The following is an 18,599-nucleotide window of genomic DNA, read 5'->3' on the forward strand; positions in this document are numbered from 1 at the left end:
AGCACCAGAAGTTCTTCTTCGAGCATTTCCTGCATAAAGGCCAGGAAGCGGCGAAGACCTGTGCGGATACGTTGCTGAAGATCCGTTCGCTGCGTCGCACCGAGCCGCGTGCGCTAGCCGTATAATCACCGCAAAACCTGTAGGAGCGAGCCTGCTCGCGATGGCGGACTGTCAGTCGACATTTATKCTGACTGATACACCGCYATCGCGAGCAGGCTCGCTCCTACATGGGTTCTACGCTGAATTCAGGCCAGGTTTTCGTCGGTGGTCGGCACGACCAGGATGCCGGCACGCAAACCGTTCTTCACCTTGGGGTTCGGGAAGATGATCCGGGCGCCCTCCTCCTCGATGATCCAGCGGGTGTTGGCAATGTCTTCCGCCAGCAGATAACCCACTTCCAGCTCCGAAAAATTCTCGATGTCCGCCGGCAGGTTCAGGCGGAAGCTGTCGCTGTGCTTGATGATTTCCCGTGCCACGCTGTACAGCTGCAAACCGTCCAGTGCTTTGTCAGTCAATTCCGGCTCGGTGCCTTCGATGATCTGCTTGAGGCGCGCCTCCAGCAGCGAGACATTGACCCCGGCGTTCTGCCCGAATGGCCGCGCCTTGCCGAGTTCCAGGGTGAAAGCTTCGGCACCGAGCTTGTCGTAGGTGTAGGAGCTGAACACGATGGACGGCTTGTTCTGCAGCAAAACCGCTTCCATGCCGGCGGCGCGCAGGCGCGCCAGTTCCTGACGCGAATGCTGGCGGTCTTCTTTCCATGGGTACAAGGCAAACTGCTCGATTTTCGAGCCACGAATGGCCGTGTGCAGGTCGTAATGCAGGCGCTGACGATCAGGCAGACAGAAGAAACTCGCCGCCAACCGCTCCAGCTCACAAGCACGCAAGGCTTCGCAGCCACTGCTTTGTTCATGACGGCCATTGAACAGCCGATTGACGTCCTGCTCGACGAAACGCTCGCCCTTGCGAATCGCCTCGGGGTTGCCGAACAGGAACAGAATACGTGCGCGCGGCTTCAAGTCGCCGCGGGCAATGTCGTGCAACAGGCGATCGAGCAACTCGATCGGCGCTGTTTCATTGCCGTGGATCCCCGCCGACAGCAGCAGGTCCAGGCCATTGTCACGCGCTTCAGGTGGCCGGACTTCCAGCGCACCTTCGCTCAACCAGCGCATGCGCACGCCTTCGACAGTCAGTTGAGTCTTCTCCGCCGGTTCACGGCCGGCGAGGGTCAGTTCAAGCAGTTTGCCGAGGGCGAGCATAGAGCGGTTTCCTTAGTGGTCGTGGTTGCAATCCGGGCCGTGAACGTGATCCTCGTCGTCGCCGAGTTCAGCCGGTTCCATCTCCAGTTGCAGACTTACCAGATTAGTCGCCAATGGGCGCAACAGCAGGTTGGCGTATTCGGCGTCGCCTTCTTCGACGTCCACGCCGATCAACAGTTGGCCGCGGCCGTCCTGCTGGATCCACAGCTCTTTGCCTTGCCACATGACCGCGACGCGGGTGCAGGTAGTCTCCAGTTGCGTGCCGTCGGTGTCTTCAAGGATCAGCTGCAGGGTATCGCTCATGTCTTTACGCTCTCGTTTGAGATGAAGCAGCGCGCTGCCATACAGGGCGGCGCGCCGTCGATCAATTGATCTGGAATGGATAAACCGCGCCCAGTTTAAGGATTTGCGTCAGTTCATCCAGTGCCGTCCGGCACTCAAGCAGCAATTGCGGGTCCGCCAGATCGTTTTCGGTCATGCGGTCGCGGTAGTGCTTCTCGACCCATTCGGTCAGTGTGCCGTACAACGGCGCCGTCATGATAACCCCTTGATTGACGGCCGCCAGCTCGGTTTCGTTGAGTGCGACGCGCAACCGCAGGCAAGCCGGGCCACCGCCGTTCTGCATGCTCTGCTTGAGATCGAAGACTTTCACTTCGCGGATCAGGCCGCCGGAGCTGGTCAAACCCTGCAAGTATTGCCAGACACGCTCGTTGCCACGGCATTCTTCCGGAACGATCAACAGCATGGAGCCGTCAGGACGCGACAGCAGTTGGCTATTGAACAGGTAGGAACGAACCGCGTCTTCCACGCTGACCGCGGAACGCGGAACACAGACAGACTGAAATTTCCCACCGACTTTGGCGAGTTTGCTCTGCAATTCAGCGAGCATCTTCTCGGTCTCGAGGAACGCGTCCTCGTGATAGAACAGCACTTCGCCGTTGCCGACTGCGATCACGTCGTTGTGGAACACACCCTGATCAATCACCGACGGGTTCTGCTGGGCGTAGACCACGCCGTCATCGCTCAAGCCGTGCAAACGGGCAACGGCCTGGGATGCTTCGAGGGTCTGGCGCGCCGGGTACTTCTGCGGTGCCGGGTAGCGGGTGTCGAACGCGCTGCGGCCGAATACGAAGAACTCGACACCGGCTTCGCCGTATTCACGGCAGAAACGCGTGTGGTTGGCCGCGCCTTCGTCACCGAATTGCGCCACGGCCGGCAAGGCGGCGTGGTGGGCGAAGTGTTTCTGGTCAGCGAACATCGCCCCCAGCACGCGGCTGGTAGTCGGGTGTTCGATGCTGCGGTGGTATTTGCAATTGAGGTTGGCCGCGGTGAAATGCACGCGACCGTCAGCCGTGTCGGCGCTCGGGCTGACGGTGGCGGCGTTGGCCACCCACATGCTCGAGGCCGAGCAACTGGCCACCAGCAGCGGCATCGCCTCTTTGGCAGCGCGCTCGATCACTTGAGCGTCGGTGCCGCCAAAGCCCAGGCGACGCAGTGCGGCCACATCCGGGCGCTCTTGCGGTGCCAGTACGCCTTGCTGGAAACCCATTTCCATCAGCGCTTTCATTTTTGCCAGGCCTTGCAGCGCCGCTTCCTTGGGGTTGGAAGACTGCTGGCTGTTGCTCTGGGACGCGACGTTGCCGTAGGACAGGCCGCCGTAGTTGTGGGTCGGCCCCACTAGACCGTCAAAATTGACTTCATAGGATTTCATCGGCGAGGCTCCACGAGAATCTGTTGTTATAGGCTTCAGTAACTAGATTTGAGACCGAGGCGCGGCCATCGCGAGCAGGCTCGCTCCTACAGGGTTTGTGTCGTACACCAAATGTGTATCCACCACCGAACCTGTGGGAGCCAGCCTGCTGGCGATGGGCATCACGCCATCTTCACGCCAGGCGTCAGGGCGGCAGGCAATACCAGGCTCGGCGTTTCCAGCGAGGCCACCGGATACGCGCAGTAATCCGCCGCGTAGTAGGCACTGGCGCGGTGGTTGCCCGAGGCGCCGACGCCGCCGAACGGCGCGCTGCTCGCGGCACCGGTCAGCTGTTTGTTCCAGTTGACGATACCGGCGCGGCTTTCCAGCCAGAATTGCTGGTAACGCGCTTCGGAATCCGACAGCAGGCCGGCGGCCAGACCGTAGGCAGTGTCGTTGGCTTCAGCGATCGCCGCTGCAAAATCAACGTAGCGGATCACCTGCAGCAACGGGCCGAACAGTTCTTCGTCAGGACGATCGGCGACAGTGGTCACATCCAGGATGCCCGGGGTCAGCAAGGCCGAATGAGCCTGAGGCTGAGTCATTTCCAGCAGCGCCACGGCGCCGTTGGCCAGCAGATGTTCTTGCGCATCCATCAACGCTTTCGCAGCACCAAGGGAAACCACCGAGCCCATGAACGGCGCCGGTTGCTGATCGAAGGCACCGACTTCAATTGTCGAGCTGACCGCCACCAGACGCGCCAGCAGCGAGTCGCCCCAGGCACCTTGTGGCACCAGCAAGCGCCGGGCGCAGGTGCAGCGCTGGCCGGCGGAGATGAACGCCGACTGAATGATCGTGTACACCGCGGCATCGAGGTCCGCAACCTGATCGACCACCAGCGGGTTGTTACCGCCCATCTCCAGCGCCAGGATCTTGTCCGGACGACCGGCGAATTGCTGGTGCAGGTGATTGCCGGTGCGGCTGGAGCCGGTGAAGAACAGGCCGTCGATGCCCGGGTTCGCCGCCAGGGCGATACCGGTTTCGCGAGCGCCTTGCAGCAAATTCAATACGCCGGCCGGCAGACCGGCCTCGATCCAGCACTTGACCGTCAACTCGGCGACTTTCGGTGTCAGTTCGCTTGGCTTGAACAGCACGCTGTTACCGGCCAGCAGTGCCGGCACGATGTGGCCGTTCGGCAGGTGACCCGGGAAGTTGTAAGGACCGAACACTGCCACCACACCGTGGGGTTTATGGCGCAGCACAGCGGTGGCATCGCCCAACGGACCGCTCTTCTCGCCGGTACGTTCGCGGTAGCTCTGCACCGAGATGGCAATCTTGTTGACCATGCTGGTGACTTCAGTCGCCGCTTCCCACAGGGGTTTGCCGGTTTCTTCGCCGATGGTATGAGCCAGTTCGTCCGCGTGGGTCTTCAGGGCAGCAGCAAAGGCTTCCAGCACCGAAATGCGTTCTTCCAGGGTACGCCGCGCCCAGCCCGGGAACGCCTGACGCGCCGCGTGCACAGCCGACTCGACCTGAGCGGCGGTGGCACCGACGCCGGACCACAGCACCTGCTGGGTCACCGGGTTCAGCGACTCGAAGGCTTCGCCCTCACCTGCCAGCCATTCACCTGCGATGTAAAGCGACTTCATTATTTCGACTCCCGAGCTGCGGACAACGCCACGGCGCGCACTTGATCGCCAGCGTTGAGTTGAAGACGTTTGGCGGTCTTCGAATCGACCACCAGAGTGCCGGCGGCCAGACGTGCCGGAGCGGCAGTGATGCGGCAGTCTTCGCGCTTGCGGTTGTGAATGATGAATGGCGTGGCGTCGTCGCCTGGCGTGCCAACGGCCAGCACCAGCGCCTGGCTGTCGCGCACGGCGCGGATCTTGCCGGTTTCGCATTCGATCGCAGGACCTGCGTCGAAAATGTCGACGTAGCCCTGGTAGCTGAAGCCTTCGCTCTTGAGCATGGCCAGCGCCGGCTCGGTGTCCGGGTGCACCTGACCGATGACGTTGCGCGCATCCGGCGACAGGAAGCAGGTGTACAGCGGGAATTTCGGCATCAGTTCGGCGATGAACGCCTTGTTGCCGACGCCGGTCAGGTAGTCAGCCTGGCTGAACTCCATCTTGAAGAAGTGCCGGCCCAGGCTTTCCCAGAACGGCGAACGCCCGGCTTCGTCGGAAACACCGCGCATTTCGGCGATGATCTTGTTGCCGAACAGTTGCGGGAACTCGGCGATGAACAGCATCCGCGCCTTGGACAGCATGCGACCGTTGAGGCCACTGCGGTAATCGGCGTGCAGGAACAGCGAGCACAGCTCGGAGTTGCCGGTCAGGTCGTTGGCCAGGAACAGCGTCGGGATTTCACGATAGATGTTCAGCTCTTGCGAAGCGCTGACTGTCAGACCGACCCGGAAGTTGTACCAGGGCTCACGCAGGCCGACGGCGCCGGCAATGGCGGAAATACCCACCACGCGACCGTCATCATCTTCGAGCACGAACAGATAGTCCGCATCACCCCGCCCGGCTTCGCCGCGAAAGGTCTTCTCGGCCCAGCCGACCCGATGGGCCAGCCGCTCTTCGTTGGCCGGCAAGGTGGTCAGGCCGGTGCCGGTGCTGCGGGCCAGGTCGATCAGAGCGGGTAAATCGCTGCTGCGTACGGGACGAACGATCATGCTATCTCCTCAAACGGGCCGCTTGCGCCACCCGTGAAACTTCGCTGCTTTCTAGGCATCAATTGCGACGTTAAACCGCCACCAGGCGCACGCTGGCACCCTCGCCGACGCCCAGGGCTTCGGCCGCTTCCAGGTCCAGGGTCACCGGTTTACCCGGCGCGTAGTCAAGCTCGAGCATGACCGCGCGGTAGTCCTGCAACTGGGCATTGGCAACCAGATACTGGCGACCGACACCTTTGACCGGCTCACCGATCTTCACCGGCACCACACGGCTCTGGGCGATCGAACGGATCCCCGAGACACGGGCATGCAGGGTCGGGCCGCCGTCGAAGATGTCGATGTAGTGATCGGTCTCGAAGCCTTCGCGCATCAGGATGTCGAAGGTGATCTGCGCCCGCGGGTGCACCTGGCCCATGGCTTCTTGCGCGGAGTCCGGCAGCAGGGGCACGTAGATCGGGTAATGCGGCATCAGTTCGGCGAGGAACGTCCGGCTCTTCAGGCCGCACAGACGCTCGGCTTCAGCGTAGTTGAGGTCGAAAAAGTTGCGACCGATGGCGTCCCAGAATGGCGAGTCGCCATTTTCATCGCTGTAACCGACGATCTCGGTCACCACGGAATCGGCAAAACGCTCCGGGTGGCTGGCGACGAACAGCAGACGGCCACGGGAATTGAGCTCTGACCAAGGCGAGCCCACCAGATCCCGCTGCACGTAGAAACTGGTCAGCAAGCTGTTGCCGGTCAGGTCGTGGCACTGCGAGAGCACGTGGATCTTGTTGTGAATTTTCAGCTCGCGGGAAGCGTGCACGAAGGTTTCGTTGCGGAAGCTGTAGAACGGTTCGGAGTAACCGGCCGACGCCACGATGGCCGAGCAACCGACCAGCTTGCCGGTGGCAGAGTCTTCGAGGACGAAGAAATAGCTTTCCTCGCCGTTGAAGCTCACTTCGGCGGCGAACGAGGCTTCGCTTGCCGCGATCTTGTCGCTCAGGCGTTCAACGTCATCCGGCAAGGAAGTGACACCAATCGGGCTGTCCGCAGCCAGACGCTGTACCTCGCCCAGATCAGCCATTTGCGCGGGGCGCATCACCAGCATGGTGTCACTCCTTTTTCTAAAATTCTTTGAGGAAAATAGCCGGCCCCTTGTAGGAGCGAGCCTGCTCGCGATGGTGTGTCAGGCGACATCATTGTTGCTGATCCACCATCGCGAGCAGGCTCGCTCCTACAGAAAAGCAGGGCCGGAACAAAAATTGGGTTCGACGCCTGAAAGGTCAGGCGTCGAAGGGTCTATCAGGCTTGCGTCAGTTTTGCTGCGGCACGTTCGAAGCGGTCCAGGCCGGCATCGATATCGGCATCTTCCACCACCAGGCTTGGGGCGAAACGCACCACGTCCGGGCCGGCTTGCAGAACCATCAGGCCTTCTTGCTCAGCGGCGTTGAAGATGTCCTTGGCCTTGCCTTTCCAGGCATCGCTCAGCACACAGCCGATCAACAGGCCCATGCCGCGGACCTTGGTGAACAGCCCGTATTTCTCGCCGATCTGCTCAAGGCGGGCCTTGAACTTGTCGTGCTTGGCGTTGACGCCGGCCAGTACTTGCGGGGTGTTGATCACATCGATCACCGCTTCCGCGACAGCACACGCCAGCGGGTTGCCGCCGTAAGTGGTGCCGTGGGTGCCGACGACCAGGTGCTTGGCCAGGTCTTCGGTGGTCAGCATCGCCGCGATCGGGAAACCACCGCCCAGGCTCTTGGCGCTGGTCAGGATGTCCGGGATCACGCCGTAATGCTGGTAGGCGAACAGATGGCCGGTACGGCCCATGCCGGTTTGCACTTCGTCGAAAATCAGCAGCGCGTTGTGCGCGGTGCAGAGTTCGCGGGCACCTTGCAGGTATTCCAGTTCAGCCGGGATCACACCGCTTTCGCCCTGGATCGGCTCCAGCACCACGGCGCAAGTCTTGTCGGAAATGGCGGCTTTCAGCGCGGCCAGATCGTTGTACGGCACGTGGGTGATACCAGTGATTTTTGGACCGAAGCCATCGGAATACTTCGACTGGCCACCAACGTTCACGGTGAACAGAGTACGGCCGTGGAAGCTGTTGAGCGCGGCGATGATCTCGTACTTCTCGCTGCCGAATCGGTCATGACCGACACGACGAGCCAACTTGAAAGCGGCCTCGTTGGCTTCGGCGCCGGAGTTGCAGAAGAAGGCACGGTCGGCAAACGTGGCGTCGATCAGCTTATGGGCCAGGCGCAGGGCCGGCTCATTGGTGAACACGTTGGACACGTGCCACAGCTTGTTCGCCTGCTCGGTCAACGCGCCGACCAGCGCTGGATGCGCGTGGCCCAATACGTTTACGGCAATCCCGCCGGCGAAGTCGATCAGCTCGCGACCGGACTGGTCCCAGACGCGGGAACCGGCGCCACGCACAGGAATGAATGCGGCAGGCGCGTAGTTGGGAACCATTACCTGGTCGAAATCGGCGCGTTGTACCGCAGCGTGCTCAACGGACATCGGAGTCTCCTGAAAAGGAACACTCGCCTGAAACTGGCGAGCGATGAGGGGATTGTAAGGACAGTTTTCAGCCCGGCCTTGCCGCCAAGCGACAACTTCTTATAGCGCAAACCCCGGATTTTCCCGGGTTTACGGCAATGCGACATATAGGGTCGCAAAGGCGCAGTTTAACTGGCGCGGCGGTTTATAGGCAGTTAGCCGGTGCTGATAAAAATCTACCGCTCGCCCACCTTCCCCTGTAGGAGCGAGCTTGCTCGCGATGGTCGTTAACGATAACGCGTGTTTACTGGTTAAACGCGGCGCTCTTGAATCCATCGCGAGCAGGCTCGCTCCTACAGCCAACTAGCTACGTTCGGCCGGCACCGACGACAATTCGAACGGGCTACTGCTACGCCGCTGATTGCGATCTTCCCGCGGCGTGGCGCCGAAGAAATTGCGATAGGCGCTGGAGAAGTGCGGCCCCGAGGAGAAGCCACAGGACAGGCCGATCWGGATGATCGACTTGCTGGTTTGCATCAACATCTGCCGGGCCTTGTTCAGGCGCAGTTCCAGGTAGTACTGGCTCGGCACACGGTTGAGGTATTGCTTGAAGATGCGCTCCAGCTGTCGACGGGACACGCACACGTGCTGGGCGATTTCGTCGGTGGTCAGCGGCTCTTCAATGTTGGCTTCCATGAGCAACACGGCTTGTGTGAGCTTCGGATGGCTGGAACCGAGGCGGTTCTGCAACGGAATGCGCTGGCGTTCACCACCTTCGCGAATGCGCTCGACCACCAGCTCTTCGGACACCGCACCGGCCAGTTCCGCACCATGGTCGCGGGCCAGCACTGCCAGCAACAAGTCGAGCACCGACAGGCCGCCGCACGCCGTCAGGCGATCGCGATCCCAGTCGAACAGGTGACTGGTGGCGATGACTTTCGGAAAGCGCTCGGCGAAATCGTCCTGCCAGCGCCAATGCACGGCCGCGCGATAACCGTCGAGCAAGCCCAATTGCGCCAATGGATAAACACCGGCTGAAAGACCGCCGATCACACAGCCGGCACGCACCAGCTGTTTAAGCGCACTGCTGAGCGCTGGCGCCAGTGCGGTCGGTGGCTCATCAGCGAGCAGGAACAGCTTCTGGAAATTTTCGAGCTTGCCGGTCCACGCTTCACCCGGCAACTGCCATTCGCCTTCGGTCGGCGGTTCGGCCTGCAGGAATGACAGTTCGTAAACCACGTCCGGATGCACACGCTGGGCAACACGCAAGGCCTCCTCAGCCAGCGTAAGCGTCAGTGCTTTAGTGCTGGGCCAAATCAGGAAACCAATTCGATGGGCAGTCATGGTGGGCAATCCGAAGCGCAGAACAGTGATGAAGGCATGGGCCAATGCTAGCCCGTAAATGAACGCAAATCTCAAAACCAGCACAGCTCCCACAGGGGATCGGGGCCAGCCTCCAGGCTGCGAAGCATGCACTATCCCTGTGCACAACGGCAGTCCTGATTATTTCAAGCTGCCGGACAGGAATTGCTGCAAACGCTCCGATTGCGGGTTCACCAGCACTTCGCGCGGGTTGCCGCTTTCTTCGACCACGCCTTTGTGCAGGAACACCAACTGGTTCGACACTTCACGGGCAAAGCCCATTTCGTGGGTCACCACGACCATGGTCCGGCCTTCCTGAGCCAGGGCCTGCATGACTTTCAACACGTCGCCAACCAGCTCCGGGTCGAGGGCCGAGGTCGGTTCGTCGAACAGCATCACCTCGGGTTCCATCGCCAGCGCCCGGGCAATCGCCACGCGCTGTTGCTCGCCGCCGGACATGTGGCCTGGGTAAGCATCCTTGCGATGAGCCACGCCCACCTTGTTCAGGTAGTGCTCGGCTTTCTCGCGTGCTTCGGCCTTGGACATGCCAAGTACATGCACCGGCGCCTCCATGATGTTTTCCAGCGCGGTCATGTGCGACCACAGGTTGAAATGCTGGAACACCATCGACAGGCGCGAACGCATGCGTTGCAGCTGTTTCGGGTCGGCCGCCTTCAGCGCGCCGTCCTTATTCGCCACCAGCTTGAGCTCTTCGTTGTTGAGCAGGATCTTGCCCGCGTGCGGCTGCTCCAGCAGGTTGATGCAGCGCAGGAACGTACTTTTGCCGGAGCCACTGGAACCGATGATGCTGATCACATCGCCGGCTGCCGCTTTCAGGGACACGCCCTTGAGCACTTCGTGACTGCCATAGCGTTTATGCAGGTCTTGGACTTCAAGTTTGTACATGCTGTCGGTTCTCACAAAAACAGTCAGTCAGTGATATTCAATGCTTGCGCGGGGCCAGGTAGCCCAGCCAGCGGCGCTCGGCCATCTTGAACAGCTTCACCAGGATGAAGGTCAGGCACAGGTAGAACACACCGGCGGTGATGTACGCCTCGAACGGCAGGTAGAACTGGGCGTTGACCGTGCGCGCGGCACCGGTGATATCGATCAGGGTCACGATGGACGCCAGACTGGTGGTCTGCAGCATCATGATCACTTCGTTGCTGTACTGCGGCAGCGCGCGGCGCAGGGCCGACGGCAGCAGGATGCGCTTGTACATCTTGACCCGCGACATGCCCATGGCCTTGGCCGCTTCGATCTCGCCGTTCGGCGTGGCGCGCAGGCTGCCGGCGATGATTTCGGCGGTGTAGGCGCTGGTGTTGATCGCGAACGCCAGGCACGCACAAAACGTTGCGCTGGACAGCCACGGCCAGAGGAAGCTTTCACGCACCGCTTCGAACTGCGCCAGACCGTAGTAGATCAAAAACAGCTGCACCAGCATCGGCGTGCCGCGGATCACATAGGTGTAGAGCCAGGCCGACATGTTGACGGTCGCGTTCTTCGAGACGCGCATCAAGCCCAGCGGCAAGGCGCACAGCAGGCCGAAGAACAGCGACAGCGCGAGCAGTTTGAGGGTAGTCACCAGGCCGCCGAGGTACAGCGGCAAGGCCTGCCAAATGACGTTGTAGTCGAAGATCATAGATCAGCCGCCCTTACGCCTACCGAGTAGCGCTTCTCAAGGTGACGCAATGCCAGCAACGACACACTGGTGATCACCAGGTACATCGCCGCCACTGCGAGGAAGAAGGTGAAAGGCTCGCGGGTGGCATCCGCCGCCTGCTTGGCCTTGAACATCATGTCTTGCAGACCCACCACCGAAATCAGCGCGGTAGCCTTGGTCAATACCAGCCAGTTGTTGGTGAAACCCGGAATCGCCAGACGAATCATCTGCGGCACCAACACCCGGAAGAACACCTGGAAACTGCTCATGCCGTAGGCCATGCCGGCTTCGGCCTGACCTTTGGGGATCGCCATGAAGGCACCACGGAAGGTTTCCGACAGGTACGCACCGAAAATGAAGCCCAGGGTGCCGATACCGGCGGCCAACGGGTTCAGGTCGATGTACTCGTCAAAGCCGAGCAGCGGTGCGACGCGGTTGAGCAGATCCTGGCCGCCGTAGAAAATCAGCAGGATCAGCACCAGGTCGGGAATACCACGGATCACCGTGGAATACAGGTCGCCCAGCCAGGCCAGCCAGCGCACCGGCGACAGACGCAGTGCCACGCCGATCAGGCCCAGAACGATGGCCATGGCCATGGACGACAAGGCGAGCTGAAGCGTCAGCCAAGCGCCATCGAGGATGACAGCCCCGTAGCCTTTCAACATGATTCAGGTCCTCGAAAGTTGGGATGAAAAAATGGCGCAAACCTCAGAGATCCTGTTGCTTGCGCCATTTCAGACTTGTCGCCGGGACGTGTTACTTGCCGTAGATATCGAAGGCGAAGTACTTGTCCTGGATTTGCTTGTATTTGCCATTCTCGCGAATGGCCAAGATGGCGGCGTTGAGCTTGTCCAGCTCAGCCTTGTCGCCCTTGCGCACCGCGATGCCTACGCCGTCGCCGAAGTACTTGACGTCGGTGAACGCAGGGCCGACGAACGCGAAACCTTTACCGGCGTCGGTTTTCAGGAAACCGTCATCCAGCAAGGTCGCGTCTGCCACGGTGCCGTCGAGGCGGCCGGCGGCCACGTCGAGGTAAATTTCGTTCTGCGAACCGTAAGGCTTGATCTCGGCACCCAGCGGAGCCAGGACTTCGCGGGCGAAACGCTCGTGGATCGAACCACGCTGCACGCCGATGTTCTTGCCCTTGAGCTCGGTCAGGCCTTCGCTGACCTGAGTACCGGCCTTCATGACCAGGCGAGCCGGGGTGTTGTAGTACTTGTTGGTGAAGTCCACGGACTTCTTGCGATCTTCAGTGATCGACATGGACGACAGGATCGCGTCGATCTTGCGCACTTTCAGTGCCGGGATCAGGCCGTCGAACTCTTGCTCGACCCAGACGCACTTGGCCTTCATCTCTTCGCACAACGCGTTGCCGATGTCGTAGTCGAAACCAACGATGCTGCCGTCCGGCGCTTTCGAGGCGAATGGAGGGTAAGCCGCTTCGATACCGATTTTCAGAGGTTTTTCATCGGCGAAGGTTGGCAAGGACAGCACGGACAGTGCCAGGGCGCCAAGCAGCACGAGTTTCTTCATCTTGGGACTCCATCGGTAAAGGGCAAAAACGGCAGAGTGAGCGACAGCCCAATATGCGAGTGAGTGGAACCGCAAAGCAGTTGCTGCGTCCTGGGAAGCGGGTGTTGAAATTCAACACGAGCAACGACGAGCGAGTGATCGGCATTCTAACGACAGGCCCGAGGCCGATATTTCTTCAATGCGACAACTAATTACAGAAGCACCGAGAAAGCCGTTTTAGCGCGTTGACAGCCCTGCAAAATCATGCAAGAGCAAAAGACATTGAACCGATCTGTATTGCAAATTGCGGGCCTATTATTGGCAAACCCTTCTAATCCGGCAAGCGCAGCGTTGGGTCTTATTTTTCGGGCGGCTTTCCAGAGCTCTAAAACAGTGCTGTGCGTTTCCCATCACCCCGTGTCGGGGCAATACGGTTACACATTCAGTAACCTGAAAGAACGCAGGTAACAGTAGGAAAATGCCGACAGAGTATCCCGATAATTATTGGTAGATGTTGCTGTAGCGCCTGCTAAACCGCTATCGCGAGCAAGCTCGCTCCCACAATGGTTTTGTGTCGAACGCAAATACCGCATTCACCACAGATCCCCTGTAGGAGCGAGCCTGCTCGCGATGAGGCCAGCCCAGCCAACACAAAAACCTCAGGCACAAAAAAGCCCCACCAGGCTCAACACCTGATGGGGCTTTTAGTGACTCAGAACCGCCGCTTACGCGACATTCATGGTCCTGTGCGTATCAATCAAATGCTGCACCACACTCGGATCAGCCAAGGTAGAGATATCCCCCAACCCGTCATATTCGGCCGTGGCAATCTTGCGCAGAATCCGCCGCATGATCTTGCCCGAACGGGTCTTCGGCAGCCCCGGCGCCCACTGGATCACATCCGGCGAAGCAATCGGACCGATCTCCTTGCGCACCCAGTTTTTCAGTTCCAGGCGCAACTGCTCGTTCGGCTCTTCACCGTTTTTAAGGGTGACATACACATAGATGCCCTGCCCCTTGATGTCGTGCGGCACACCGACCACCGCCGCTTCGGCGACTTTCGGGTGCGCGACCATCGCGCTTTCTATCTCGGCGGTACCCATGCGGTGGCCGGACACGTTGAGCACGTCGTCCACGCGACCGGTGATCCAGTAGTAACCATCGGCATCGCGACGGGCGCCGTCACCGGTGAAGTACATGCCGCGGAAAGTCTTGAAGTAGGTATCAACGAAACGGTCATGGTCGCCAAACAACGTACGCGCCTGGCCTGGCCACGAATCGAGAATCACCAGGTTACCCTCGGCCTCGCCCTCGACGATGTTGCCCAGGTTATCCACCAGCGCCGGCACCACGCCGAAGAACGGACGCGCCGCAGAGCCTGGCTTGAGGGCATGAGCACCCGGCAGCGGGCTCATCATGTTGCCGCCGGTTTCGGTCTGCCACCAGGTGTCGACGATCGGGCAACGGGACTTGCCGACATTCTTGTAGTACCAGTCCCAGGCTTCCGGGTTGATCGGCTCGCCCACCGAACCCAACAGGCGCAGGCTGCTGCCATCGGCGCCTTCAACGGCGGCGGTGCCCGAGGCCATCATCGCGCGGATCGCGGTCGGTGCGGTGTAGAGGATGTTGACCTTGTGCTTGTCGACGATCTTCGACACCCGGGTGATGTCCGGGTAGTTCGGCACGCCTTCGAACAACAGCGTGGTCGCGCCGTTGGCCAGCGGGCCGTAGACGATATAACTGTGGCCGGTGACCCAGCCGACGTCGGCGGTGCACCAGTAGACTTCACCCGGGCGGTAGTCGAACACGCGCTCGTGGGTCATGGCCGCGTACAGCAGGTAGCCGCCGGTGGTGTGCTGCACGCCCTTGGGCTTGCCGGTGGAGCCGGAGGTGTAAAGGATGAACAGCGCTTCTTCGGCGCCCATCTCTTTCGGCGCACACACGGTGCCGGCCACTTTCATCAGGTCCTCGAACCAGATGTCGCGATGCTGGTTCCACTTGATGTCGCCACCGGTGCGCTGGCACACGATGACTTTCTGGATGCTGCTGGTTTCCGGGTTGGTCAGCGCGTCGTCGACGTTGGCCTTGAGTGGGATCTTCTTGCCGGCACGAATGCCTTCGTCGGCGGTGATCACCACTTTGGATTTGCAGTCGATGATGCGACCGGCCAGGGCTTCCGGCGAGAATCCGCCGAACACCACCGAGTGAATCGCGCCGATCCGGGTACAGGCCAGCATGGCGACCACGGCTTCGGGGATCATCGGCATATAGATAGTCACCACGTCGCCGCGATGCACGTCCTGGCCACGCAGGGCGTTGGCGAACTTGCAGACTTGCTCGTGCAGTTCGCGGTAAGTGATGTGGCGGCTTTCGGCAGGGTCATCGCCCTCCCAGATGATCGCGACCTGATCGCCGCGCTCGGCCAGATGACGGTCGAGGCAATTGTAGGAAACGTTCAGGGTGCCGTCGGCGAACCACTTGATGTCGACATGGTGATCGTCGAAAGAAGTCTGCTTCACCGTGGTGAAAGGCTTGATCCAGTCGAGGCGCTTGGCTTGCTCGCGCCAGAAGCCGTCGGGGTTGACGACCGACTGCTGGTACATCGCCTTGTAGGTCGCCTCGTCGGTCAGCGTGTTAGCCAGAACCTCGGGACGAACGGGATACAGGGAAGCCGCACTCATCTTTCTTACCTCGGTGGAATAGTTGTTTTTGTATGACCACGTTTTAGCCGGGCCGGGCCTATAGAACCATTCGACGATGGTAGTAACAAGCCCCTACAAAATGTCGTGAAAATTCCTATAAAGCCATTGCCACCGCGGTTCCTGTAGGAGCGAGCCTGCTCGCGATGGTCGTCAACGATAACGCGCCCAACCTGACACCCCGCGGTGCTCTCTGGCTCATCGCGAGCAAGCTCGCTCCTACAAAAGAAGAGGCTATTCAGGGATTGTTACAGGATCCGTCAAAAGTGTTTATCAAATCCACGGCTATATGGACGAAGCGCCCACGCCTAAAATCTGCCACGCCAACAAGGCAACCTGATTAACCAAGTTACAGCCCCCACGAAGGCAGTTAATCGAACACCCAGGTACTGAAGCTCCACACGCAATCCCAAAAGGATTGCGTGCCCCCTCTCGACCTCTAAAAGGTAAATATTAAATGAAAGCTTTATTGGTTCTGGCCCTCGGCAGCGTGTGCGTAACCGCCATGGCCGGCGAGGTCCCGACTGATGTCGCGCAGCAACAACCGCCCGTTGAGGAATACACTTACTCGATGAATCTGGACATCGCCAAAGTGATCTCCATGAGCGAAGCACCGAATATTTGTGAAGTTGTGCCAATGAAAATGGAATACGAAGACTCCAACGGTCAACGGCATATCCTGCGTTACAGCGCGATGGGCAACGGTTGCTCTAACGGCTGATCCCCCGCTTCACCCCTCCCCCAATAAGGTTCGACCCACCCGCCTCGATCAGGCAGATGAAGCGCCGAACCTTTATGATCGATTAATTCGATTGTTTTAAGCATTTATTTGCGCTTTTTAATCGAAATAGTCGGCGTAGTATCAACTGCAACCCAAGACAAACAACGCCCACGAATCTGGAGCAATGACCATGAAAACCCAACTGATCCTCGCCCTGACCCTCTCCGTCCTGGCTGCCAACACCTTCGCCGCCGATGGTTACGACCGCACCGGCTCGGCTGCTTACACCACTGAAGCCGCTGTCGCTTCCGACGGTTACGACCACACCGGTTCCGCGTCCTTCGCAGCCGATGGCGCAGACCACATTGGCGCCGGCAAACTCGCATCCGACGGCGCTGACCGCACTGGCGCCGCCCGCCTCGCCGCCGATGGTGCCGACCACATTGGTGCCGCTCGCCTGAGCTGATCCGCCAGCGTGACTTCACAGCCCGACTTCGGTCGGGCTTAGTTGTGTCTGGAGCCTGAGAAAACCCCACCGAAACACAAGATGTAGTGAAAAAAGCCTTTTTTGGTCATTTCTTGAGCAAAAATAATCCAGGGCAAAAATTCAGGAAAAAAAATCTTCCCCCGCCAACATCCTTCAAAGCCCTGTAAACCCTCGCTCCGACCGAAATACGGCCCCCGTCGACCGATCCGTGAGCCATTTCCCCGCCCCACAGCACGCAAAACTTCCCTATAATGCGGCCTTAAACGGGACTGCAATATTCCCTTACAGGGACGAAAAGCCAGTCTGAAGCCCCGCACAAGCGATCAACGCTTGCTGCGCCCATCAGTGGCTCTCGGAACCCGTACAAAATTCTGTTTGATGCCTGCGTATAGCTGCTGCAAAAAACGATTCCTTTAGATCCAACGCGGCCAGTAAGGCCGTGTGAAAAACCAACTATCCATTTTCACACGGGCACACTGGCCCTCACGCAGGAGACGACACGTCATGCTGAGCTGGGACGAATTCGACAAAGAAGACACGGAAGTAGCAGTCAAGAGCGCCAACGCCGGCCACGCCACCGAAGCCAACATGGACCGTCTCGACAGCGCCGGCGGTGCCGCCGCTCTGGAAGCCCGTGCCGTGACCGCTTCTGACTCCGCCGCCGTGGCCCGCGCCAAGGCTGCCCTGGATTCCCTCGACGTCGCCGAAGGCCTCGCCGAACTCGAAGGCGCCTCCGCCCGTGTCGCCGTTGACGAAAAGCGCATGATCAACTGCCGCGCCGACCTCAACCAGCTCGTGCCATTCAAATATGACTGGGCCTGGCAGAAGTACCTGGACGGCTGCGCAAACCACTGGATGCCGCAAGAAGTCAACATGACCGCCGACATCGCCCTCTGGAAAAACCCGGAAGGCCTGACCGACGACGAGCGCCGCATCGTGATGCGCAACCTCGGCTTCTTCTCCACCGCCGACTCCCTGGTTGCCAACAACCTGGTCCTGGCCGTATACCGCCTGATCACCAACCCGGAATGCCGCCAGTACATCCTGCGCCAGGCCTTCGAAGAGGCGATCCACACCCACGCCTACCAGTACTGCATCGAATCCCTGGCCATGGATGAAGGCGAAATCTTCAACATGTACCACGAGATCCCATCGGTCGCGAAAAAAGCCACCTGGGGCCTGAAATACACCCGTTCGATCTCCGATCCGAAGTTCGAAACCGGCACCGTCGAAACCGACAAAGAACTGCTGCGCAACCTGATCGCCTACTACTGCGTTCTGGAAGGCATCTTCTTCTACTGCGGCTTCACCCAGATCCTCTCCATGGGCCGCCGCAACAAAATGACCGGCGTCGCCGAGCAGTTCCAATACATCCTGCGCGACGAATCCATGCACCTGAACTTCGGCATCGACGTGATCAACCAGATCAAAATCGAAAACCCGCATTTGTGGGATGCCGAGATGAAGGAAGAAGCTTCGCAGATGATTCTGCAAGGTACTCAGCTGGAGATTGAATACGCACGTGACACCATGCCTCGTGGGGTATTGGGCATGAATGCGGCGATGATGGAGGACTACCTGAAGTTCATCGCTAACCGTCGTCTGTCGCAGATTGGGTTGAAGGAAGAGTATCCGGGGACGACTAACCCGTTCCCTTGGATGAGCGAGATCATGGACTTGAAGAAAGAGAAGAATTTCTTTGAGACGCGGGTTATTGAGTATCAGACTGGTGGGGCTTTGAGCTGGGATTGACTCCAGAACGAGCCATGGTCTGCCGGTCGTGATCTGAATCGGCAGATTGGAAAAATCGAAAAGCCCTGAACGTGTTCAGGGCTTTTTTGTGACCATTGTCTCGTCCTGAATAAGGCTTACACCTTCTGGCTTCTTATCAGGAAGGCGCAATGGATACAGGCGCAAAACGCAGTCAGCGCGATTACGAGCTGACTTTTAAATTGTCGGTCGTCGATCAGGTCGAAAAAGGCAAGGACAGAGACCTCTATGACCAAACAGCAAACGGGCGAAACGCCTATATCCAGACTTGCACCTTTTGA

General features: G+C 59.6%; 17 protein-coding genes and 1 pseudogene. 5 read left to right on the forward strand and 13 right to left on the reverse strand.

All coding sequences use genetic code 11. From position 1 onward, the window contains the following. Positions 1-125: pseudogene (locus AC1DRN_RS13840) on the forward strand (6,7-dimethyl-8-ribityllumazine synthase); the annotation flags it as partial. Between the two features lie 120 nt (positions 126-245). On the opposite strand, the gene astE reads toward AC1DRN_RS13840, so the two are convergent. The 13 genes from astE to acs form a co-directional block, all read right to left on the reverse strand. Continuing rightward, a complete protein-coding gene (gene astE / locus AC1DRN_RS13845; RefSeq protein WP_457266310.1) occupies positions 246-1,256 on the reverse strand; it encodes a succinylglutamate desuccinylase in 1,011 nt (336 codons plus the stop codon). Positions 1,257-1,268: 12 nt separating this feature from the next. Further along, on the reverse strand, positions 1,269-1,559 hold the full coding sequence (locus AC1DRN_RS13850; protein WP_457266311.1) for a topoisomerase II: 291 nt from the start codon (positions 1,557-1,559) through the stop codon (positions 1,269-1,271). Between the two features lie 61 nt (positions 1,560-1,620). After that, positions 1,621-2,967 (reverse strand): N-succinylarginine dihydrolase, encoded by a 1,347-nt coding sequence (astB, locus tag AC1DRN_RS13855; RefSeq protein ID WP_223459297.1) that lies wholly within the window; start codon positions 2,965-2,967, stop codon positions 1,621-1,623. A gap of 161 nt (positions 2,968-3,128) precedes the next feature. Beyond that, positions 3,129-4,598, reverse strand: a complete 1,470-nt coding sequence (gene astD / locus AC1DRN_RS13860) for a succinylglutamate-semialdehyde dehydrogenase (protein WP_457266325.1) — start codon at positions 4,596-4,598, stop codon at positions 3,129-3,131. Next, positions 4,595-5,620 (reverse strand): arginine N-succinyltransferase, encoded by a 1,026-nt coding sequence (gene astA, locus AC1DRN_RS13865; protein WP_108215210.1) that lies wholly within the window; start codon positions 5,618-5,620, stop codon positions 4,595-4,597. Before astA ends, astD begins: the two co-directional genes overlap by 4 nt. A 70-nt stretch (positions 5,621-5,690) precedes the next feature. Beyond that, on the reverse strand, positions 5,691-6,710 hold the full coding sequence (gene aruF / locus AC1DRN_RS13870; RefSeq protein WP_007971023.1) for an arginine/ornithine succinyltransferase subunit alpha: 1,020 nt from the start codon (positions 6,708-6,710) through the stop codon (positions 5,691-5,693). A gap of 194 nt (positions 6,711-6,904) precedes the next feature. Then, positions 6,905-8,125 (reverse strand): aspartate aminotransferase family protein, encoded by a 1,221-nt coding sequence (locus tag AC1DRN_RS13875; RefSeq protein WP_223459299.1) that lies wholly within the window; start codon positions 8,123-8,125, stop codon positions 6,905-6,907. Between the two features lie 342 nt (positions 8,126-8,467). Beyond that, positions 8,468-9,448: a transcriptional regulator ArgR gene (argR, locus tag AC1DRN_RS13880; protein WP_477786730.1), complete on the reverse strand. Its 981-nt coding sequence runs from the start codon at positions 9,446-9,448 to the stop codon at positions 8,468-8,470. Positions 9,449-9,607: 159 nt separating this feature from the next. Beyond that, entirely contained in the window at positions 9,608-10,372 is a 765-nt protein-coding gene (locus AC1DRN_RS13885; RefSeq protein ID WP_046042317.1) for an ABC transporter ATP-binding protein, read from the reverse strand. Positions 10,373-10,409: 37 nt separating this feature from the next. After that, positions 10,410-11,108: an ABC transporter permease gene (locus AC1DRN_RS13890; protein ID WP_223459303.1), complete on the reverse strand. Its 699-nt coding sequence runs from the start codon at positions 11,106-11,108 to the stop codon at positions 10,410-10,412. After that, positions 11,105-11,794 (reverse strand): ABC transporter permease, encoded by a 690-nt coding sequence (locus AC1DRN_RS13895; RefSeq protein WP_015096506.1) that lies wholly within the window; start codon positions 11,792-11,794, stop codon positions 11,105-11,107. Before AC1DRN_RS13895 ends, AC1DRN_RS13890 begins: the two co-directional genes overlap by 4 nt. A gap of 91 nt (positions 11,795-11,885) precedes the next feature. Beyond that, positions 11,886-12,662: an ABC transporter substrate-binding protein gene (locus tag AC1DRN_RS13900; protein WP_457266312.1), complete on the reverse strand. Its 777-nt coding sequence runs from the start codon at positions 12,660-12,662 to the stop codon at positions 11,886-11,888. 704 nt (positions 12,663-13,366) lie between these two features. Then, positions 13,367-15,322 carry an acetate--CoA ligase gene (gene acs, locus AC1DRN_RS13905; RefSeq protein ID WP_457266313.1) on the reverse strand — a complete coding sequence of 652 codons (1,956 nt, stop codon included), beginning with the start codon at positions 15,320-15,322 and terminating at the stop codon, positions 13,367-13,369. Positions 15,323-15,797: 475 nt separating this feature from the next. Between acs and AC1DRN_RS13910 the strand changes: the two genes are divergently transcribed. From AC1DRN_RS13910 to AC1DRN_RS13925, 4 genes are all read left to right on the forward strand, one after another. After that, positions 15,798-16,061 (forward strand): DUF2790 domain-containing protein, encoded by a 264-nt coding sequence (locus AC1DRN_RS13910; protein ID WP_457266314.1) that lies wholly within the window; start codon positions 15,798-15,800, stop codon positions 16,059-16,061. Positions 16,062-16,251: 190 nt separating this feature from the next. Beyond that, positions 16,252-16,527, forward strand: a complete 276-nt coding sequence (locus tag AC1DRN_RS13915) for a hypothetical protein (protein WP_457266315.1) — start codon at positions 16,252-16,254, stop codon at positions 16,525-16,527. Positions 16,528-17,052: 525 nt separating this feature from the next. After that, a complete protein-coding gene (locus AC1DRN_RS13920) occupies positions 17,053-18,300 on the forward strand; it encodes a ribonucleotide-diphosphate reductase subunit beta (RefSeq protein ID WP_007992761.1) in 1,248 nt (415 codons plus the stop codon). A gap of 149 nt (positions 18,301-18,449) precedes the next feature. Beyond that, positions 18,450-18,599, forward strand: a complete 150-nt coding sequence (locus tag AC1DRN_RS13925; protein WP_457266326.1) for a hypothetical protein — start codon at positions 18,450-18,452, stop codon at positions 18,597-18,599.

Source organism: Pseudomonas sp. P5_B3 (genome assembly GCF_056400405.1).